This is a genomic window from Streptococcus sp. SI1 (genome assembly GCF_030439945.1).
Classification (GTDB): Bacteria; Bacillota; Bacilli; order Lactobacillales; family Streptococcaceae; genus Streptococcus; species Streptococcus intermedius.
Genome location: NZ_JAQFJE010000001.1, coordinates 410,492 through 432,635, shown reverse-complemented (window position 1 = coordinate 432,635; position 22,144 = coordinate 410,492). Strand labels below are relative to the sequence as shown.

The window sequence follows — 22,144 nt, the reverse complement described above, 5'->3', positions numbered from 1 at the left end:
TTTCTTAATTTGACTTTGTTAAAATTTTCATCATATCTGTAAAAAGACACCGGTGTTTTACGTCCAGTGCCCTTAAATAAGTTCCGAAAAACGTTACCGCTATTAATAATTTAATTATAACAGCTTTCACTATTTTTTCAACTAGAACAACAATATTGTAAATAATTTTCTTCCTTACAAAAAATCAATATATTTCCTAATAGAAATAAGTCAATAAACGATAACTTACACGTACATGGAGTCACTTTTATGTTAATTTCCTCATAAGCATCTCATTAGACTTATTAAAGTAATTATTGAAATAACCATAAAATACGTTTAAAAAATTATTCAATGGCCTGCCATAATAATTTTTTTTCATAAGCAATGAGGTTATCATTAAAATCTTTAAAATTATTCTTTAAATACTGTATTATTTGTAAGTCTTCCTCAAGATTTTTAGGTAATTTTTTTACTTTCTTTACTGCTGAACTCGGCACACCATAATCAATTAGAAATTGTAGCCTTTCGTCAACTTGTTCGTTTTCTAAAAGAGAGGCAAATGTTGTGTAATCTCCAGCCTTCATATATGCTTTATTGAACACATACCTTTGAATAGAATCCACAACAGCTAAAATCTTTGGAATCTCAAAACTTGCTTCATTCCTTTGAAATTTTAGTACATGATCGATTGCTTTATTTAAGGAATCTCTCTTGCCTTCGCTTTCAAAATATTCGCATTGTTCGTTAATAGTTTTTTTCAGCGGTTGATTTACAAATTTTAACGCTGTGACTGCTTTATTCTTAACGAAACCTTCATTTTCGTTTTCTTTCAAAAATTTATAACCTAAATATAATGTTTGCCAAAGTTCATCATAAGCGGGTACCCCATCCCACTTTAAGAAGGTGAGTTTTTCTTTTTCTTCTTCGATATATTTATATAACGACTTTTGCCCTTTAATGGAAATAAGATTATTTCTGATAATATCTTGAATTTCTGCATCCAAATCTTTTTCCAGCTCATGCTTTCTTTCAATTTCTTTCGCTTCATCATCTGGAATATTAACTAAAATCTCATCTGACACTGGAGACTGGTCAATACTTGGAACATCAATAACAAATTCTTCACCTTCTATTTTGTCTATAAATAGATATACATTGCCAGTAAAATGCTGGTTCATTCGGCCTGCACGTCCTCTTATATTCGCAAAATCAAAGAAATCTATTTTATTAGTTCCTTTATTTTGACTAAAAATAAACATATTCTTAGCAACAGTATTTACCCCTTCAATTAGGGAAACAGTAGCAAAAAGGACTTGTAACTTTCTTTCATTGAAAAGATCGATTTCCGTAGTAACAACATGTCGTGGCAATGCTCCATTATGAGCACCAATGCCATATTTTAATAAATTTTTTAACTGCCAATCTGGTGATATATTTTCATCAATCCAATCAAATATTTCTAAGTCATTATTTCTAATTTCATAATCTGACTGTTTTAAATATTCTATATATTCTCCAGCCAACTTGTAAGCTTCTTTAGGTGATTTGACATACACAATACTAGAATTGTCTTGTTCGGACAACATCTTAAATAATTTATTCTTTTTAGAATTTCCTGTTAAAGTATTATTATTTTTGTTTCTTACTTCAATAACATTTGTATTTACCAATGCATAATCCGTCTTAAAAAAGTTAATTTGATATTTTTCTCTAAAAGTTTCAGACAATGAGTCAACTGTTGGTGTTAAAAACATAGCTTGAGGTTTATAATTCATAATTTTAAGCAACGCAACATTCAAAGCATCAATTCTACTGTCATTCAAACGGTTACTAATCTTATAAAATTCATCAATAACAAAAAAATCAATGTGGGGTAAATCGGGAAATTCCAATACACGTTCAGCAGTTAATATAAAAATATTTCTCTCTTTTACTTTTTGGCGTGTATTAATTATCAAATTATAAAAATCTTTATAGTGAGATAGCTTTTTCCTTGTTTCATCAATTAGAGCTAAAGTGGGTTGGATAATTAAAATATTATTGAATTTTCGTCTAGCAACAATTTCTTCAATCAATAAACTTTTTCCAAAACTCGTTGGTGCACTAACAGCAACATTCTCACCGTTTGATAGAGCCTGTTCTATTTCCTTTTGCTGCTCATGAAAATAAACATTTGGAAGATAATCAGATTTAAAAAATTCTGTTTTTATTTGGGTTTGAACAGATAAATGAACCCTTTCTTGTGATTTTACTTTATCCATAAAATAAGGATAAAAACCAGCTCGACCAATTAAATCAATCCATATTTTTTTTGCCTCTTTGTTTACATTATCCCAAATATCTAAGATGTGAATAATGATTTTTCGAGCTTCTGACTCATCAATTTTACTGGAAACATACTTAATTAAAGAAAAATTATCATCAAAATCTCTTAACTCAGAACATTTAAAAAAATCATCCATATCTATCATCCTTGCTGAGCTCCTTTCAGTTTCAAGTGTAAATCTTTAACAAATTCACGTTTATTATCAATGGGAAATAAGAATAAGAAAAGATTTAAATGTTCGTTCCATGGATGGTTCACAATTTTTTTATTTGCTCTTTCTCTTAATAAGTTAATTTCACTCTCTAAATTTTCTTTGAAGGTTTGGTCGTCACTATAATCTTGAAGTGACTTGCTATCAAAACCTGCGAAAAGAGCAATATTAATATTAGCTAACCTGTTCAATACTTTCGTTTGTGGATCTATCAGAGTTTTCATGAAATCATCAAGTTCAATACCACTATCATGAACTCGGTTATCAATAATAGCAAACTCAGAATCAAAAAAATTCGTATTAAAATGCTCCTCCAAATCTCTCATCAAAGCATCAATCGCAGAATTAGCTGCTGAATATAATTTCGATTCCCCTAGCCATAGTATATGATTTTTTGAATCAACATGAACAGCATCAAATCCGTGAGCAGGTAAACCCATACTATCTTTGAAATATATTTTTGAAATTAGAGCATCAGCATTAAAATATTCATGCAACAGATGGTATAAGAGTAATTCTCCAAATTCTCCACGTTTCAAATATTTATCTTCCACATTATTAGACTCGAGATAATACTTACTCGCTTCTTGTAACTCTGGAATATTATACATTTTTCTAAACGCTTCTCTTTGTACAACAGAAATATCTTGTGGTGTTTTTATTCTTTCCATCACATTCTTTGTGCCAAACGCAAAGGCAGTAATATCATCAAATAACTCATCATAGAATCTTGATTTTACTTGTGATATCTTCCCAAAATTATCCAAATCAAATCCTATATAAAACGTATGAACATTCTCTTTAATTTCTAAATGTTCTGAATGATTATGACTCATAATTCAAATCTCCAACTTAAATTCGCCTAAATAACGTTAAATAAATATTATTTTACTCCCTCACCCCTTGTAACACTAGTTAATTTTATCACAAAATAACTCAGCACTGATACGTACAAAAATATCCATAATAGGAGCCGCAGAAGGTAAGCTACAATCTTAGCTCTATCACTACGTTTATTTCGATTATTTGTCAATCTCATCTCTCTGTCAAATCATCTGCCAGCTGGTAAATGGCTTGACGCAGGCTATTCCGATATTTGATTTTTGAGAGAGTTTGAACAGCGTCATCACTAGCCATGACTTTATAATTGCTGCTGGCTTGGGTCACAATATCTTGTATCTGCCCTGTATCATCCAGATCTTGCTGCCCCAAGCGGTGACGGCTAAACAACTGACGCATTTGACTACTGGTGATAACGTCCGTAATTCCCCACTTCAAACGAAAATCAAGCAGCGTCCGGTCGAGACTAATAGTACTCGCCTCCTGAATAATACTCTTGCTATCATCTTCATTCAATTTAGCGGGATAGTGGAACTCACTGCCAGCCGGAGGGAAGTGCCCTTTGATAATCATATCTGCTGCATCCACAATCTGTTGAGCATAGCTTCGATCGTCCAAACCATTGGCAAACTGATTGATTTTTTCCTGTGTTACTTCTGCCTCTTCTATCCGACCTTCGTGTACCTGATTCAAGAGGGCTTCTACCAATTCTGTCAGATAGTCGTAGTCAACCTTCACATCCTTGATATGCGTCATCCTCAGCTCAATCTGATAGAAAGGAATTTTCTTTGCTTTAGAAAGGTGCGTCTTGAGCTCATTTGTCAAAACAGTTGTCAGCATTACTTCCTGCGTGCTTGTCATGCCCAGAGCTTCAATGAGAGCATCCGGGTTATCATAGTCGAAACCTTCTACTACATCACTATCTGGATTATAATCATATTGCTTCAATTTAGCAATGCCAGCATTATAATTCTGAAGCAACTCCAACATTTTTTCCTTTTTCTTTTCAGAAGGTGGAAGCTGGGTGAAAGAATCCGTCATCTCTGACAGAGTTTGAACGATTTGCTTCACTTTGTTAAACAGTTCTCTAAACTCTGGCGCAGTAATGCCATCTTCCTTATTTTGCTCGTGGAGTTCTTTGTCTGAAAGTTTGGCAGAATCCTTGTTGGCGTAGATGGCCAATGCCTTATTCATCAGCTTTTCATTCTGAGCAGGCCAGCGATAATTCACCACGCGCCCCCATGGTTTTTCCTGCATGTCTGAGACACGATTCGTTCGTGAATATGCCTGTATTAGCCCAGCGCCTTTCAATGTGCGATCGACATATAGTGTATTGAGCTCTGGAGCATCAAATCCCGTCAGAAGCTGATCAATCACGATAACAAGATCTAGAAACTGTCCATCTGCGGCCGTTTTATTCAATCGTGAAGTGACATCTTCTGTGTAGCCTGAGACGTTGTCTAAACCAAATTTAGTGCCAAAAGTATCATTATAAACCTGCATAGCTTCATGTAGCCCTTTATTGGTAGCTACCATGCTATCATTGTTAGAAGCATTAAGGCTAAATGTAACTGCCACTTTCAAAGTTTGACTCTCTTTTTCAGCTTCGAGCAACTCTTGATTAACCCGCTGAAACTCTCTGAAATACATCATCGCCATTGGCGTGCTGGCCTTGTTGCCACCGACATGAGTAGTCAAGAGAGCATTGTATTTACCGTCACTGGAACGATTACGCCAGTTAGCAAAAATATCCTTTACAACTTCTTTCACATGGGCTTCATTTTCATCATAAAAGCTGGGTTCCACGGCATCATCCATATCTTCTTGCGAAAGATTGGCGATTTTTTCCTGAATCTGCTCCTCGGACCACTTTGGATAGCGTTCCCGATAGAAAGCTGGTAGGTAATTTTCCTTCATTTCTTCTTCGCTAATGGTGGTCTCAAAGTCGACTTTAAATCCTAATACATTGCGATCCGCAATCGCTTCACGGATGGTGTAGGCATGCAGCAGTCTGCCAAAAACGTCCTCTGTCCGCACTTCTTTTCCCATATCGTCAAACATCGGTGTCCCCGTGTAGCCAACCCAGGCTGCTCGCTTAAAGGCTTTTTGAATATCTGAGAAAGAGCTGCCGCCGGTTGACCGGTGTGCTTCATCTACTACAAAAACTATATTTTTCTCAGGTGATTTAAAGGACTTACGATTGATGAGTGTGTTCAGTTTTTGAATCGATGTGATAACGATACCATTCTCTTTTGATTTTAACTTTCGGCTTAAATCAGTTGTATTTTTTGTATCAAAGATTTTACCATCGTCTTTTTCACCCGCTCCATCTGGATCATAGGCTTGATAATTTTCGGTTGTCTGATTGGTAAGAGCAATCCGGTCTACGACAAAGACAACCTTATCAATCTTAGGCATACGGCTAGCTAGCCATGCTGTTTTAAAGCTGGTAATGGTCTTCCCAGACCCCGTCGTATGCCAGATATAGCCCACTTTATTGGTACCCATTTCAAAATCAACTTTTTTTAGTCCTTCGATGACTTCCTGAGTGGCATAGACCTGATAGGGGCGCATGACTTTTAGCATCTGTTTGTTTTTGGTTCCATCCAAAATCATATAATTGGTCGCCATCTGGTGCGCCATCGGGATAGAGAGCATGGAGTCTGCAAACTCTTTCCAATTTCGGACAATGCTATTGTCACTTTTACGCTGCCAGTTAAAAGCAAAATCCTTGTTAAACTTATCTGCAGTTGTGTTTGCCATGTACTTGACGTTATTTGGTGTAATAGCAACTAAAATTTGTACGGTTGAAAAAATATCGCGATATTGATTTTCTTCAATATACTGGTGCATTTGGTTGAGTGCTTCATTGACATCATGAGTATCCTTTTTTTCTTCGATCTGGATAATTGGCAAGCCGTTAATCAGAAGCGTTGTATCAAAACGACGATCTTGCTTTCCAGCGATGACTGCAGGCCGCTCAATCTGACTGACTATCTGATAAATGGTGTCACCTGCCCCAATCTGTCTTTGGTCAAAGACAGTCAAAAATATATGCTGTCCGTCATCTGAGTCAATTCCAATCTCTGAAATGCCATTCAGCCCATACAAAAACTGACCTGCCATATATGGCGTGTGGAGATCTGAGATAATCGCTTTTACTTGAGCAAACTCAGTCGGGCTAAGTGGACGTTGCAATCTTTGATAATTGTGCTGCTCCAGTATCTTCTTGAAATTCTCCCAGAGCGCTTCCGTCGTTTTAATGGACGGTTCATAAGTCCATAATTTGGTTTTCGTCACATAATCTGCTAGACGATCATGAACTGTCGAATCACTTGTATCTTGAACGATCGTACCTGTCGACAAATATTCAATAAGTTCTTTCTCAAATTGCGCTTCTTTCATGGCTGCTTGCCTCCTTCAGTTGAAATAGCAATCGTTTCGTTTTGAGTTCTATTAGGTGTTTTTGAAGTGCTTCTAAATGAAGTTGTTTTAGATAGAGTTTTCCTATTAAAGATTGACGCTCAATAGTCGGTAATGCTGGCAATCGTAACTCTTTTACTTGTTTTACTGTGTATTTTAATGTTGAAGAACCTTGTAAACTCAACTGAAATTGATGTTTAATGCTCAAATCTTCATTTAAAAGATAGACGATATAACTTGGTATGACAGGAGTATCTACAACTAATCTAAGATAGTTCTGAGTGATTAAGAAGCCTGCGTGATTCTTCCCGACAATTGCCGCTTTCCCGGATATTAAACTAAACACAATATCTCCTTCTGCAACTGTCAAAACAGGATCAAAAGTCCGAATGCTCTTTGTTTCACTCTGATTCATTTCTATTTGGGATAAATCATTTTCCAGCTCATTTTGTCCGTAAAAAAAATAGAGGGGAGCAGCCTTATCTACAGTTTCTTTAATTCTAAATTGAGGAGATCCACTTTCAAATGTGATGAATTCTGTCACTTTCACTATAAAACCGTGCCTTTCTGAAATTACTATATCTATCGTTACAAAATTATTCTACCACTAATCAAAAATTTGTCAAGTGTTTTTTGTAATTTTCAAAAACTACAAAATAAATTGAAATAGGCATATCTACTCCGAGATTAGACATTAGCGATATAAGGATTTGAGAAATTAAAAAGCCCAACTCAATCAAAATAAAAAGTTAGGCTTTTTCTTAGTACTATTGTATTGTAAGATAAGGCTATCAGTTAAAATACTTGCCCTTTATATACAGACCTATCACCAAAATATTTTCTAATAGAAATATCACAAATACGATTAATTTAACATATTTGTTTGGAAATAACAATGCAATAATTGGTAAGATAAAATAGCTAGCAAGAACAAATAGACTAAATTTTGGAGTTAACATTAGATAACCTTTCAAAAATTATAATAAAGCATTCTTTACATCAGATTACTTACATGTATAATAATCCTTTTCAAGCGAAAATCAAGTAATTATACCCAATTGTTATTAAAATGTTATCTGAATGAAAACTAACATAGTTATTTTCTGAAATCAAACTCAAATCTTGTTCTCATTTTCTCCCCAGAAATCCTAAAAAGAGATCTACTGTGCTGACTTCTTGATGATTAAAGAAAAGGCTGGTTTGGGTGTCCATACTTGCAATCTTTGCCATATCTTCTGCACTGAGTTCAAAGTCAAAAACATCAATATTTTCCTTCATTCGCTCAAAACGTGAAGACTTAGTCAAGCAAACGATTCTCCGTTGAACTTGCCAGCGAACCATGACTTGTGCAGTGGATTTACCATGTTTATCAGCAATACTTTTGAGAATTGGATTATTGAAAATGTCACCACGACCTTCTGCAAAAGTAGCCCAAGATTCAATTTGCACCTTATTTTTTATCATATTTTCTTGTGCGAATATCTGTTGATTCAGTGGGTGAGTTTCCACTTGATCGACTTGTGGTGTAATCTCATTGAAAGCTACAATGTCGCTGAGACGATCTGGATAGAAATTAGACACACCAATCGCTCGAAGTTTTCCTTCTTTGTAAAGTTTTTCCAAAGCATGATAGGCACCGTAATAGTCACCAAAAGGTTGGTGGAGCAACATAAGATCCAGATAATCTAACTCCATTCTGTCAAGAGATTCTAAAACCGAGGCATAAGCCCATAATTGGATAGCCAAACTTTACTAGTGATGAAAAAACCTTTGCGGTCAATCCGAGACTCTCGAATCGTCTCGCCTACTTCCTTTTCATTGGCATATGCTTGAGCAGTATCAAAATGACGATAACCTGCCTTGATAGCATTTAGCACAGCACTTTTGGTATCTTTGGGAGCGATTTGGTACACTCCAAAACCTAAAATTGGAATTTCGACACCGTTGTTTAAGGTTATATTTTGCATGTGATTTCCTTTTTTCGTAATTTTTGTCATAAGTATAACGCTCTTTTCAGAAAAAGTACAATAGTAAAATTGCAGAGTAGTATGCAAAAAATGAATAGCAATTATCATCCGATTCATAATTTATAACAACAAAAAAAGAAGATACTAGGATAGATGACCAAGATTGTGTCAGCAACCCTAGTCATCTGTCCTACTCCTTCTCAATTTCTTTGATTTCGCTGGTTTTGTCTATCTACAAGGCGTTCTTGGATTAACGACACAACTTCATCATTGGTTGGCAAGTCAGAGTGTTGTGCATCTTCTCCTGTGACAGTAGTTTCTGTATAGTGAGCTGCTTGTCCTTGATAGATATACTTACCGGCACTTACACTTGTATCAGGAACCAATTCATCCGAATCATAAGTAATAGTCCCTGCTACGGAGTACATCGCTAAGGTCCTAGGAATATTTTTACGATTCTTAATAAAGTCAGCTAACATTTCTGTTTTGTTATTAATATTTGTTTCAGTAAAATTATAAGGCGTTCCGATTGTCATTAACTTTTTTAGATTCACATCATAATCTCCAAGATAATTCTCGATAAATGCTGTATAAATCAAACCGCCATTAGAATGCCCCAATCCTTTAAAATTATTGAAATTATATTTTCCTTGCAAGTCCTCAAACGCAGCGTTAACCATTTTAGCTTGCTTTTTGATATTACTATAACCATCTTTATTGTTTTCAAATCCAATAACAATAATCGGTTCATTGTCATTAGCAGCAATCGAACCACTATAAGTAATCCGTCCATCGTTCCATACTTTCACTTTAAGTAAACTATGCTTAACCCCACGACGTCTTTGATTTAGTTTCTGAACCAAACCATCGAATCGATTTTCTGTAGCAGAACTTCCCGGTATCATAATGATTGGCGACAAACGAGCATTATAAAATTTAGCAATTTCATCGATATTTTTTCTTGTCCAACTATAAGAAGGGACTGCTAAAACAATGAGGAATATTAAAACTGTTAGCAAAACAAGTTTTACTTGTTTAGTCATGCTTACCTCCTTTCGGATCTATTCGACGAAGTTCATCATGAATCTGATCATTAAATGTAACGAACGGAAGATATATCATGACATCAATGATAAAAATGAAAATCCCAACTGCTAGAGATCGCAAACTTCCTCCTGTCCCAATGAAAGCATATAGTACACTCGGTGCTCCGCTAGGAACTGGATACACAGCTGGTGGCATTAATCTGAAATAAAGAAAAATACTGGCTATAAAGACATTTATCATGGGTACAAGAATAAAAGGAATCAAAAAAAGAAAGTTGAAAAATATAGGAATGCCGACCATGAAGGCAGCGCCATGATTAAAAAGAGAAGGGAAAATACTTTTCAAACTAACATCACGATCTTTGTCGCTACGGGATTTCCATAAAATAGCAACCAAGAGTGCCAATCCTCCACCAAGTCCTGCAAAGGCACCATAGGCATCATAAAGGTTTGTTGAGGAAAAGAGATAAGGAACTCCTCTCGTCGTATGGTGTTTTAAAGCATAATTAAGATTATCTAATGCAAACGAATCATTGATAAAAGGAATATTGTTGAAGAGATTGCTATTTCCAATCCAAGCACTAAAAGTCCGTAAGGCAGTGTTCATTTCAATTACGAAGATATTATTTCGATTAACAATTAAGTTTGAAAAAAAATTAGAAATGGTCGAAAATACATTATAACGATTACCTAGGAACAGAAAGAAACTGCAAACAAGTGCTAGAGACAAAGAAGAAAGAATGGGGCGAACTGTTTTTGGACGATAAACAAAATATTTATCCACGATTTGATCATCACTTGGACTTGAAAAGCGAAAGATTTGCCCTACTATATAACCCATCAATATGGCAATTACTAAATTGATATTGACAGGAAGGCTGATTCTCGTCAAGGCGCCATCTTTTAAAAGTACGGAGAATAACTTTCGCGAATGAATTAACAAGCTAAAAATAAAAGCAGTAATTCCTGCCGTTCCTGTACTACGTCCATAGTGACCAGCCGTATATTTCGCACTAAAATAAGTCGCTAAAGGGCCCGCCATCCCACCTATCAAAGCAGTACAGTTTGTCAAAACCAATCCAATTGTCGAAAAATACGGAAACCAAGAGCGAACACTGAATAGGTTGTTAATATAACCATTTACTGAAAAAACCGACTCTGACAAAACCATTGTTGTCGTTGTTAGCAAGAAAAAAGGAAATAGTGATACCAAGGTTTTTTGCGTAATTTTAATAAAACTATTCCGTCGAAAAGCAATCATCTTTTTCAGTAAATATTGATTTACAAATTTTTTTCTACCTAATTTATCAAAGATCATAGCTTGATTGTATCATAGTTAAAATAACAATTCAATCAACTTTGGCAAAAATCAAACCCTAACTATTCTGTTAAACAAATATAAGCCATCTTCAAGACTTTTTATACAAATCAAAAAGGCTCAGATAAAATCTAAGCCAGTTAACTCGTCTTATCCTACTTTTCTTGTAAGATATTTTTGTGACTGTGCAGAAAGAACACTAACAATCGTCCCTACAGCACCGGCACCTGTGAACAATAATAGTAAGCCAAGATTTGTCCAATAAGAGATATGTACTTCATTTCCTTTCAAAATATAATTTGTCAAATAAGTAAAGGCAGTAAACACATCCAAACTTTCTGTTTTTGCAAGCTGAATCGCATAGTCAAATTGATGTGCAACCAACATCATCACAAACATAAACACGACACTGATTGCAATCCCAACTTTGGATAACTTTTTACCTAACAATTCATATCCTTTGATTGTACAAACACCCATGATAATACCTGAAACAACAGCTACATAACCAAGTTGTGCAATCACTAAGGTAACAATTCCTCCTATCAAGCTCCCTAGAAAAGCTCCGACAGTTCCTGTTAAGATGCTCCCCTTTTGATGATTATAAGATTGATTTTCAATAGACAGATTTGAGCTTATTTCTTGAAACGCTTCTGGTGAAAGTAGCAAAAGATTTCCTCCAACTTGATAAAGATCTACTTGCCCTACTTTTCCAGTTTGTTCACACACATTTGTAAAATTTCTTTCCTTCAAGAAAGAAAGAATATCTTGTAATCCCTGCTGAATATGTGCACGAGTTTTTCCTTTAGTCATACCTGCTTTAGTGTAAAAAGTTGCTTTATATAAATTAACCTGATAGGTTTTCAAGTCCTTAGAAGCTTTTATTAACTCTTTACATTCTTCCAAAGACGGTAAAGCTTCGCCATTTTTTACCGAACAACAAATACGATATTGATTTTTTTGGTCAGTTTGTTCAATATACAAAGTATACCCCTCTTTTTGCCCCCAAATAACAGATGCTACTTCATCAAACTGCAATCCCAACTCATCCGCAAATGCCTGCAAATCAAGTTTATTCATAATTACACCCCTTTATATATTCTTCATATATTATAGCATGTTTTGGAATAGATATACAAGGGGAATTTATTATAGAAACATAAAAAGAGTTGCAAGAATATCAACTCTTTAGTCTATCTTATTTTTCTACTCGAACCCCTTGGCAATCAATTTGAAGTTCAAAAACTTGTCCTTTAAATTGTCGCTCTTCTATCTTCTCTTTTAGTGTATTCGAACGCTCTTTTGGTACTAGAATCATCACAGTAGGTCCTGCTCCTGATAGATAAGTCGCATACGCACCATTTTCTTTTGCCATCATCTTGATTTTGGGAAATTCCTTAATCAAGCCTTGGCGAAAATGTTCGTGGAAACGATCAGACTCAATAGCTTGTCCCGCTGCGACCATGTCTCCCTTCATTAAAGCAGCAATTGCTACATTTGCTATCGAGCTTGCAGCAACAGCTTCTTGATAAGATAACTCTTTTGGAAGAACGCCACGGCTATCTTTTGTGCGCAATTCATAATTTGGGATGTAGGCAATAAGGCTTACTTCTGGAAATTTCGTCACAACTGTTGAAACTTCTCCGTTTACATAACTAGAAATCGTCAAATTACCATAAATAGCAGGTGCCACATTATCTGGATGACCTTCAATTTTCGTCGCAAGATTTAACTTTTCAGTATTTGATAACTGCAAGTTTGCTAATTGATTAGCAAGTTCAATCCCTGCAACAATAACAGAACTAGAAGATCCCAAACCACGCGCCAAAGGAATATCGGTCGTCATTTTTAAATGATGAGGTTGGATGGCTGGAGCAATTCGACGCGCTACTTTAATCAACAAATTCCGTTCATTTGAAGGAATGCGCCGCCCTAAATCATGCTCAATAATCCACTGATCACTTTTTCCCAAAACTTCAATAATCAGATATTTACTGACAGCTACACCAACCGAATCAAATCCCGGTCCAATATTAGCACTCGTTGCAGGTACAATAATTTTCATTCTACTCTCCTAGTACTTTGAACGTATTCAATAATTTAAAACCAGAAGTTGCCTGCAACTTTCGAATGACATTTTCTAGTTGTGTTTTGTTGACAGCATGGGTGATAATCACAACGCGTGCAGTATTTCCGTCTGTTCCTTGCTGTAAGATTTGCTGCAAGGAAACATCCTCAGTATTAAAAATTTCTGCCAAACGTAAAACTTGACTTTTCGAATCCGGTGTCAATATTGAAAAGCAGTAAGGACTCTTAATATCTTCTCGTTTAGCAAGAACCAGTTCACGTTGAAATTCATTAAAGGCTTTTCCAACAGTACCTTCATTGATGCGCCGAACAATCCGAATGATATCTGCTACGACACTTGTTGCAGTAGGTTTCTGACCAGCTCCTGGCCCATAATACATCGATTCGCCAACTCCAATAGATTCCACATAAACTGCATTCATCACACCATTTACACTAGCAAGAGGGTGAGATTTTGGTAAAAAAGTCGGTGTGACTTCTGCAGCAAGACCTGATTTTGTTTCTTCAATAGAACCAACTAATTTGACAACATAGCCTAATTGCTGCGCAACTGTTACATCCTCTGGTGTAATCTTGCGAATGCCTTGATGAGCAACATCTTCAAATTTAACTGTCATTCCAAAGGCGAATTGACTCAAAATAACCATTTTATAAGCAGCATCAATGCCATCGACATCATTAGTTGGATCACTTTCTGCAAATCCAAGTTGTTGCGCTTCAGATAACGCTGCTTCATAAGACCAACCTTCTTCTACCATTTTAGTCAGCATGAAGTTAGACGTCCCATTGACCACACCGAGAAGACGCGTAATTTTATCAGATGCTAAAGAATTAACAAGTGTGCGTAAAATCGGAATTCCTCCTGCTACTGCTGCTTCATAGTAAAGAGCTACCTTATTTTTATTAGCAATTTCAAGCAACTCCGCACCATGAACTGCTAACAAATCTTTATTTGCAGTAACAACATGCTTACCTACTTCTAATGCACGTATAATAAAGTTTTTTGCTGGTTCGATACGCCCCATCAACTCAACAACAATGCTTATTTCCTTATCATTTAAAATTTCGTCAATTGTCGTAACAAAATTAAAATGATTCCCACCAGCTGCTAACAAGCGCTCTTTTTCAGCAATATCTTTCACCAATACTTTCGTAATTTCAATTTTTGAGTGAGCTGCTTGCACAAGCTTATCACTATTTTCCTTCAATAAAAACGGAATGCCACTAGCAACTGTCCCAAAACCAAGTAAAGCAATTTTTATAGACATGACCACTCCTTGAGATTTATATGCTCTTTATTATAGCAAAGAAACTAATTTATTTCTAGTAAGCAGACGTTACCATTTCTATAACAATCAATAGACATCTATTTTTTAAAAAATTTATAAGCGGATAGTCAGAAATATGATAAAATAAATATAGTGATTTAAAAGTTAAAAAGGAGTTCAATATAATGGGCAAACATTCTGGTAATCGTTCTGTACGAAATCGTATTCGTAAGAGGAGACAACGACACGCTATTATTAGTCTCCTCTTATTAGCCATTCTAGTAATTGTAGGGACATTCATGTGGAAACACTCTGGAGTAAATCTCGCTAATAACCAAACAAAACCTGCTGTTTCAACAGTAAATAAATCTTCTTCCTCACAATCAACAGCTAAAAAGACAATGGACTCTAGTCACAAAAAGACTAAAATCAAATGGGCGAAACAGGATCAACCGGTTAAATTTCCTATTTTGATGTATCATGCGATTCATAATATGGATCCTTCTGAAGCAGCAAATGCAGGTTTGATTGTCTCACCAGAAACATTTGAAAGTCATTTAAAAGCCTTAAAAGATGCTGGTTATTATACTCTTACTCCAGAAGAAGCATATAAAGTTTTGACTGAAAATGTCCTTCCGGAAAATAAAAAAGTCGTTTGGTTGACTTTCGATGATAGTCTGAGGGATTTCTATACAAACGCCTTTCCATTGCTTCAAAAATATCAAATGAAAGCAACAAACAATGTCATTACTGGCTTTGTCGAAAATGGGCGCGAAGATATGCTAACTCTGCAGCAAATCAAAGAAATGAAAAAAAAGGGAATGTCTTTTGAAGATCATACGGTTAACCATCCGGATTTATCCCTTGCAAATGCAGAGACACAAACGACAGAATTACAAGCTTCCAAACAATACCTAGACAATAACCTTTCACAAAATACGACAACAGTTGCATATCCTTCAGGGCGTTATACTCAAACAACGACACAGATTGCTGAAAGCCTTGGTTATAAAATGGGATTGACAACCAACAACGGACTGGCTTCTCTTAATGATGGACTTTTGACCCTCAACCGTGTTCGCGTCAATCCGACAACAACTGCACAAGATTTATTGAATGAAATTGCTACAAACTGAAAAATAGGACTTAGCTCAAAAATGAGCAAGTCCTATTCTTTTTTCTTTTGTGCTAATTTCTCACGCTCCAAACGAAACTTTCGGTTCGGATTGAGTTTGTTAAAAAGTTTTTCGAGCTTTTCTTCATTCCAGACATCTGCTGCAGAAACAAAATTACCATTTTCATCACGAAAGGATATCGGTTTATCACCCACAGTATCACTCCTTTCTAATCCACAAATTCAAATTCAAAGTTGCCGATACGAACCAGGTCTCCATCTTTTGCACCACGAGCTCGCAAGGCTTCATCTACACCCATACCACGCAATTGACGGGCAAATTTCATGACTGCTTCCTCACGGTCAAAGTTCGTCATAACAAAAAGTTTTTCTAATTTATCACCTGAAAGTACCCAAGCTGCATCGTCATCACGTGAGATGTCAAAGGCAGGAGCATTCTCATCAAAGCCATAATAAGCTTCCTCTTCCATTTCAGACTCATCATAAAGTAAAAATTCAGGAGTTTTATCTAGTAATTCTGCAGTCGCATCTAACAGCATTGATAATCCTTGTTTGGTCAAACTTGAAATTGGAAAAATCTGTGGCAATTCATCAAATTCATCATAATTTTCTGCTAATTTTTTCTTAAATGTCTTCAAATTTTCTGCACTATCAGGCATGTCCATTTTATTAGCGACAATAATCTGCGGACGCTCCATCAAACGAAGATTGTATGATTCCAATTCCTTATTGATTGCAAGATAATCTTCGTAAGGATTACGCTCTTCACTAGCTGACATATCAATGACGTGCAAGATGACACGCGTTCGTTCAATATGACGAAGAAACTGTGTCCCCAATCCCACTCCTTGACTTGCACCTTCAATCAATCCAGGCAAATCTGCCACAGCAAATGATTCACCAGACTGCGTTCGAACCATTCCAAGATTAGGTACAATTGTCGTGAAATGATACGCTCCAATTTTCGGTTTAGCGGATGTGATAACACTTAGCAGAGTTGATTTCCCAACAGACGGGAAGCCAACTAAACCAACATCTGCTAGAATTTTTAACTCCAACTGTAGCTCACGTTCTTGACCTGGTTCACCATTTTCAGAAATTTCTGGTGCTGGGTTTTTAGGGGTTGCAAAGCGGATATTGCCGCGACCGCCGCGACCGCCGTGCGCCACGATAAATTTTTGACCATTTTCAATCAAATCTGTTAGGATTTTTCCTGTTTCGGCGTCACGAACCGTAGTCCCTTGCGGCACATGAACAATCAAATCTTCCGCACCACGACCGTGCATTCCTTTGGTCATTCCTTTCTCACCAGACTGAGCTTTAAAATGACGATTATAACGAAAATCCATCAGGGTACGAAGCCCTTCATCTACGACAAAAATGACGTTGCCGCCACGACCGCCATCGCCACCCCAAGGACCGCCATTGGGGACATACTTTTCACGGCGAAATGCTACCATACCATCACCGCCATTTCCAGCTTTGACTTTAATCTTAGCTGTATCTAAAAACATACTCATATTTTTCTCTTTTCTCGATTTTCACTTTAAAAAAACGCTCTTTCAAGCGTTCGAGGACTAGAAATTACTCAGAGCACCAAGCGCACTTGCAAAGATCGCTCCAACAGTTACCAACAACATGATAACAACGACAATCAAAGTCAATTTTTCGAATCCTGTTTTTTTCCGTTGTCCATTATCACCAAAAGCCACAATATTACCTCTATGTATTTAATTTGTTCTCTTAATTGTAACATGAAGGTGAGAGTTTTTCAAATACTAGCTGAAAAGAATGTATTTCAATTGCAAATTTCCGCAAAGAAAAATCCAGCAAACTTCCTACTGGATTTTGGTATCAAACATTCTAACTATCAGGATTGTCAAAGACTGTTTTCAAGTTGCTTCTATCATCATCTTAACATAAGGCAACTCACTCTAAATTTTTATATTTTATCATAAAATGAGCATTATGAGCATTATTTCACAAGACCTATAGACTCAATGAAGCGCATAAAAGCTGCTTGACCTTCTTTTGTTCGCTTGTAAACACCCGCATCTTCCAAGACGCGTTTAAAAATCCGACCGACTGAAGCACGCACGATTGTTTGCGCTGATTCTAGTGTTACATCTGGATGATGAGCTTTTAACTGGTCAGCCCATGCTTGATGATAAGGAGCCACTTCTTCTCTTTGTCCCAAAAGAAATTCTTCAACTTCTTTTAATTCATTTTTCAAACGAGGTGGAAGAATCGCTAAGCCCATGACCTCAATCAAACCAATGTTTTCTTTCTTGATATGCTGAACATCTTTATGAGGATGATAAATACCGTCCGGATGCTCTTTGGATGTTTGATTATCTCGAAGAACCAAATCTAATTCAAACTTGCCCTTTTTTCGCCGAGCAATAGGAGTAATAGTGTGATGTTGTTCACCATTTGACTCAGCTAAAATCTGAACAGTCGGATCAGAGTATGCACGCCATTTCTGTAAAATCGTATCCGACAACTTTATTAATGCAGCTTTATCAGTTGATTTCAACCGCAAAACCGACATAGGCCAGTTGACAATACCAGCTTCTACAGTTTCAAATCCTACAAAGGTGAAAACTTTGTCCAGATTTGCTTTTTCCATAGGAAAAGTATGCCTTCCCCCTTGATAATGATCATGTGTGAGAATAGATCCTCCCACGATAGGAAGGTCAGCATTAGAACCTGCAAAATAGCTCGGAAAAATTTCTACAATGTCCAAAAGGCGCTCAAAAGTAGCACGACTGATAGTCATAGGAGTATGCTTGCTATCTAAAAAAATGCAATGCTCATTAAAATAAGCATAGGGCGAATACTGAAAGCCCCATTCTTGTCCGACTAAGTCAAAACGGATAATTCTATGATTAGATCGTGCTGGATGATCTAGTCGACCTTGATACCCTTCATTTTCAAAACAAAGCTGACAGGTTGGATAATGGCTTGTTTTGGCCTTCTTAGCTGCTGCAATCTCTTTGGGATCTTTTTCTGGTTTAGAAAGATTGATGGTGATTTCCAAATCTCCATAGGCGGTCGGTGCTTTGAAAGCAATGTTTTTAGCAATAGCCTTGATCTTGATGTAATCATTTTTTTGACTAAGATGGTAAAAATCAGCTACAGCTTGCTCGGGATTGGAGGCATAAGTCGTCCAGAAGTCCCGATTGAGCTGGCTAGGGGCAGGGGTAATCAAGTCCATAAGTTCAGCACCAAGGATTTCACGCGCAGTCTGACTATCCTCAATCGTCTCTAATCTAACTGCCTCCTCAACCAGCTGGTCCTTGATGTCAATCAAGTCATCCAACTCAGTCTCAACTTCTAAAACACCATCCCCCACTCGTGCCAAAACACGATTGGTCAGGTAGATTCGATCCATTTCCTCAAATGAACTTTCAGAAATGACTTCTGTGATAAATGCATCTAGAACTCCCTGACTCATTGATTCTCCTTCTTACATTCTAAATAGTCTCTGACAGCATCTAAATCCTGAAAAACTTGTTCTGTTTTATTTAAGAAAGACTGCGCTGGTATTTTTAAGTCTGGAATACAAATGACTGGTATCCCAGCTCTATACGCTGCCTCAATCCCTGCTTCACTATCCTCTAGTACTAAGCAATTCTCTGGTAAAACATTCAAATCACTACAGGCCTTTAAAAATATATCAGGGTAAGGTTTGCTTCGCTTTACATCTTTTGCAAAAACTAGATGGTCAAATAGGGACAGTATACCATTACTATCCAAGATCATTCTAGCTCTAGATTCAACACTTGAAGTTGCTAAGGCGATTGGGATACCTTCTCTTTGCAAAAAAGCAAGCAAATTTTTAGCACCTTTTTTTAAATTTACACCTTTGGCTAATATTCGAGCTTCTAGTTCATAAACTTTATCCAAGGTTTGGTCAAAGTTCCAAGGTAAATCATAGGTATCCAAAAATCGTTGAACATTCTCCTCTTCCCTATGTCCACTGTATTCTCTAGAATATGTTTCTTCTGTGAAAGGAATTCCAAAATCTTCAAGCAATTCTTGATAAACTTTTAGAGAAATGATCTCAGTATCAGCTAATAAGCCATCCAAATCAAATAATACAGCTTCCATTTACTTCTCTCCTAGTCTAAAACTCGTGTCCCCGATGCAACTTCAGCGATATAGAAGCTTGGAGCGTATCCAACTACTTCCTCATAGCGTTTGCCAACTGCTTCTTTAAAAGCTGCGACCGCATCCTTACGAACTAAAGCAATGGCACAACCACCGAAGCCAGCTCCAGTCATTCGAGCCCCCAGAACACCTTCTTGCTCCCAGGCCGTGTGAACCAAAGTATCCAACTCCAAACCAGTCACCTCATAGTCATGCTCTAACGAAACATGAGAAGCATTCATCAGACGACCAAACTTGTCAAGATCGCCTGCTTGCAAAGCTGCCCGCGCTTGCAAAGTACGTTGATTTTCCAAGACGGCATGACGAGCCCGTTTGAGACGATTTTCGTCCTCTATCAGATAGCTATACTCGTCAAAGGACCACTCATCCAACTCGCCTAAGGTTGCGATAGACAGCTTACGGTTAAGTTCTTCAACAGCTTTTTCACACTCAGCACGGCGTTCATTGTATTTAGAGTCCGCAAGTTCACGGCGCTTATTTGTATTCATGATAACAACCACATTATCCTTAAGTTCAAGCGGTACTAAATCATATTCAAGTGTATTGGTATCCAGATAAATCGCTCGTTGATCTGCTCCCATTCCAATAGCAAACTGATCCATGATTCCTGAATTCACACCAATAAATTCATTTTCCGTTTGTTTACCGATTTTTACTAAATCTAAGCGTTCCAATTTTAAATCAAACAGTTTCTCTACAATAATTCCTGTCAATAGTTCCAATGAAGCTGACGAAGAGAGGCCTGAACCATTTGGAATATTCCCAGAGACATAGATATCCATTCCTTTTTCAATGATATGTCCTGCTTTCTGTAAGAAATAAATAACCCCTTTTGGATAATTCGTCCAATTGTGCTTCTTGTTGAAACAAAGATTTTCTAAAGGAACCTCAATGATTCCTTGTTCTTCAAAGTTCGCAGAATAAAAACGGAGTTTCTTGTCTTCACGCTTACGCGCTGCTCCATAAGTTCCTAATGAAATAGCTGCAGGAAAGACATGCCCGCCGTTGTAATCGGTATGCTCACCAATCAGGTTAATGCGACCTGGTGAGAAGAATGTATGATCTGCTTCTGTTCCAAAAACTTTTTCAAATTTTGAACGCAATTGTTGAATAGACATAGTAGTTGACATAAGAGGTCTCCTTTTTATATGGTTTTGTAACCGTTTTAGTATCTTTATTATAAAATATCATCAGTAAAAGTTCAAGTATTTTAGTAAATTTTTACTATGTGTAGTTATCAACTAAAGCTATAATCAAAGATAAAATCTATTCCCAAAAGGTCTTTATCTTTTACTAAATATTTTTTGTATTTTACTAATTTTTAAGGTATAATATACTTATTCGTTAGAGAGAATAGGAAAAATAATGGCAACCATTAAAGATATAGCAAACATAGCTGGTGTCTCTCCAGCAACTGTGTCACGCGTTTTAAATCATGACAAATCCATGTCTGTCAGCGATGAGACGCGCCAAAAAATATTTGACATTGCAGAAGAACTACAGTATAAAAAAATAAAACGAGGAAGCAATCGCAATTCCCGCAGTCGTAGAATTGCGATTGTAGAATGGTACACCGAAGAGGAAGAACTAGATGACCTCTACTACTACGCTATTCGACTTGGAGTAGAAAAAAAATCTCAAGAACTAGGCTATAATGTTATACGTTTTTTCAATAATGAAGAATTAAATCATCTCGATCAAGTTGACGGTATCATTGCGATTGGAAAATTCAGCCCTCAAAAGATAAGGGAACTAGAACTCTATACAAAACACCTTGTTTTTATTGATAGTAATACACTTGCCTATGGACATAGCTGTGTGATGGCTGACTTTGAAAATTCTGTTATAGCTGTTCTTAATCACTTCTTAGAAAAGGAACACCAACAAATTGGACTGCTGATTGGTCAAGAACAAACTTCTGACAAAACCACTACTCTATCCGATCCACGCTTGCTAGCATTTAAAAATTACCTAACTAAAAAACAACTCTATCAAGAAAAATATGTAAAAATAGGAAACTTTTCATCTGAATCAGGTTATTCTATGATGAAAGAATTGATTGAAAATTTAGGCAAGCAACTTCCGACTGCATTTTTCATAGCAAGTGATGCTTTAGCTGTGGGTGCACTTCGAGCACTACAAGAAGCAGATATTCCTGTGCCAGATCGTGTTAATGTAATTGCTTTTAATGATACGTCTATTGCCAAGTACGTCTATCCACCACTCAGCACGGTTACTGTCTTTACAGAGGAAATGGGCAGACAAGGACTACAACTGCTGCATGAGAACTTTCAACATAGTAAACCATCTATTCCACGCATGATTACTCTCGCTACCAAACTAACCCTAAGAAAGAGCAGCTTATAG

The 22,144-nt window shown here is 36.6% G+C and carries 17 protein-coding genes and 1 pseudogene; 2 read left to right on the top strand and 16 right to left on the bottom strand.

Going from position 1 to position 22,144, the window contains the following annotated elements:
• Positions 1-326: 326 nt before the first annotated feature.
• The 10 genes and pseudogenes from PCY10_RS02195 to PCY10_RS02150 all read right to left on the bottom strand — a co-directional run bounded on the left by PCY10_RS02195 (position 327) and on the right by PCY10_RS02150 (position 14,469).
• Positions 327-2,453, bottom strand: coding sequence for a DEAD/DEAH box helicase (locus PCY10_RS02195; RefSeq protein WP_021002655.1), 2,127 nt, complete (start codon positions 2,451-2,453; stop codon positions 327-329).
• Entirely contained in the window at positions 2,450-3,355 is a 906-nt protein-coding gene (locus tag PCY10_RS02190; RefSeq protein ID WP_021002654.1) for a DUF1837 domain-containing protein, read from the bottom strand. The genes PCY10_RS02195 and PCY10_RS02190 overlap by 4 nt, the downstream gene beginning before the upstream one ends.
• 199 nt (positions 3,356-3,554) lie before the next feature.
• The gene (locus PCY10_RS02185) at positions 3,555-6,764 is read right to left on the bottom strand and encodes a type I restriction endonuclease subunit R (protein WP_021002653.1); all 3,210 of its coding nucleotides are present in this window, start codon (positions 6,762-6,764) and stop codon (positions 3,555-3,557) included.
• Positions 6,745-7,332: a hypothetical protein gene (locus PCY10_RS02180; RefSeq protein WP_021002652.1), complete on the bottom strand. Its 588-nt coding sequence runs from the start codon at positions 7,330-7,332 to the stop codon at positions 6,745-6,747. The genes PCY10_RS02185 and PCY10_RS02180 overlap by 20 nt, the downstream gene beginning before the upstream one ends.
• Before the next feature lie 578 nt (positions 7,333-7,910).
• Positions 7,911-8,749 (bottom strand): annotated as a pseudogene (locus PCY10_RS02175) (aldo/keto reductase).
• A gap of 200 nt (positions 8,750-8,949) precedes the next feature.
• Positions 8,950-9,792: an alpha/beta hydrolase gene (locus tag PCY10_RS02170; RefSeq protein ID WP_009568742.1), complete on the bottom strand. Its 843-nt coding sequence runs from the start codon at positions 9,790-9,792 to the stop codon at positions 8,950-8,952.
• The gene (locus PCY10_RS02165; RefSeq protein ID WP_009568743.1) at positions 9,785-11,113 is read right to left on the bottom strand and encodes a PTS sugar transporter subunit IIC; all 1,329 of its coding nucleotides are present in this window, start codon (positions 11,111-11,113) and stop codon (positions 9,785-9,787) included. Before PCY10_RS02165 ends, PCY10_RS02170 begins: the two co-directional genes overlap by 8 nt.
• Before the next feature lie 150 nt (positions 11,114-11,263).
• Positions 11,264-12,193: a hypothetical protein gene (locus PCY10_RS02160; RefSeq protein WP_021002651.1), complete on the bottom strand. Its 930-nt coding sequence runs from the start codon at positions 12,191-12,193 to the stop codon at positions 11,264-11,266.
• A 118-nt stretch (positions 12,194-12,311) separates the two neighbouring features.
• The gene (gene thrB / locus PCY10_RS02155) at positions 12,312-13,178 is read right to left on the bottom strand and encodes a homoserine kinase (RefSeq protein WP_021002650.1); all 867 of its coding nucleotides are present in this window, start codon (positions 13,176-13,178) and stop codon (positions 12,312-12,314) included.
• Position 13,179: 1 nt separating this feature from the next.
• Complete coding sequence (locus PCY10_RS02150; RefSeq protein WP_021002649.1) at positions 13,180-14,469, bottom strand: homoserine dehydrogenase; 1,290 nt, start codon at positions 14,467-14,469, stop codon at positions 13,180-13,182.
• A gap of 185 nt (positions 14,470-14,654) precedes the next feature.
• On the opposite strand from PCY10_RS02150, the gene PCY10_RS02145 reads away from it, so the two are divergent.
• Complete coding sequence (locus PCY10_RS02145) at positions 14,655-15,605, top strand: polysaccharide deacetylase family protein (RefSeq protein ID WP_021002648.1); 951 nt, start codon at positions 14,655-14,657, stop codon at positions 15,603-15,605.
• A 32-nt stretch (positions 15,606-15,637) separates the two neighbouring features.
• Here the strand turns inward: PCY10_RS02145 and PCY10_RS02140 are convergent, their stop codons facing one another.
• The 6 genes from PCY10_RS02140 to PCY10_RS02115 all read right to left on the bottom strand — a co-directional run bounded on the left by PCY10_RS02140 (position 15,638) and on the right by PCY10_RS02115 (position 20,907).
• The gene (locus PCY10_RS02140; protein ID WP_006269581.1) at positions 15,638-15,799 is read right to left on the bottom strand and encodes a hypothetical protein; all 162 of its coding nucleotides are present in this window, start codon (positions 15,797-15,799) and stop codon (positions 15,638-15,640) included.
• 14 nt (positions 15,800-15,813) lie between these two features.
• Positions 15,814-17,124, bottom strand: a complete 1,311-nt coding sequence (obgE, locus tag PCY10_RS02135; RefSeq protein WP_021002647.1) for a GTPase ObgE — start codon at positions 17,122-17,124, stop codon at positions 15,814-15,816.
• 57 nt (positions 17,125-17,181) lie between these two features.
• Positions 17,182-17,316 carry a DUF4044 domain-containing protein gene (locus PCY10_RS02130; protein WP_003024272.1) on the bottom strand — a complete coding sequence of 45 codons (135 nt, stop codon included), beginning with the start codon at positions 17,314-17,316 and terminating at the stop codon, positions 17,182-17,184.
• Between the two features lie 263 nt (positions 17,317-17,579).
• Positions 17,580-19,061 (bottom strand): UDP-glucose--hexose-1-phosphate uridylyltransferase, encoded by a 1,482-nt coding sequence (galT, locus tag PCY10_RS02125; RefSeq protein ID WP_021002646.1) that lies wholly within the window; start codon positions 19,059-19,061, stop codon positions 17,580-17,582.
• Entirely contained in the window at positions 19,058-19,717 is a 660-nt protein-coding gene (locus PCY10_RS02120; RefSeq protein ID WP_021002645.1) for an HAD family phosphatase, read from the bottom strand. The genes galT and PCY10_RS02120 overlap by 4 nt, the downstream gene beginning before the upstream one ends.
• A gap of 11 nt (positions 19,718-19,728) precedes the next feature.
• Positions 19,729-20,907, bottom strand: coding sequence for a galactokinase (locus PCY10_RS02115; RefSeq protein ID WP_021002644.1), 1,179 nt, complete (start codon positions 20,905-20,907; stop codon positions 19,729-19,731).
• Between the two features lie 235 nt (positions 20,908-21,142).
• On the opposite strand from PCY10_RS02115, the gene PCY10_RS02110 reads away from it, so the two are divergent.
• A complete protein-coding gene (locus PCY10_RS02110; protein WP_021002643.1) occupies positions 21,143-22,144 on the top strand; it encodes a LacI family DNA-binding transcriptional regulator in 1,002 nt (333 codons plus the stop codon).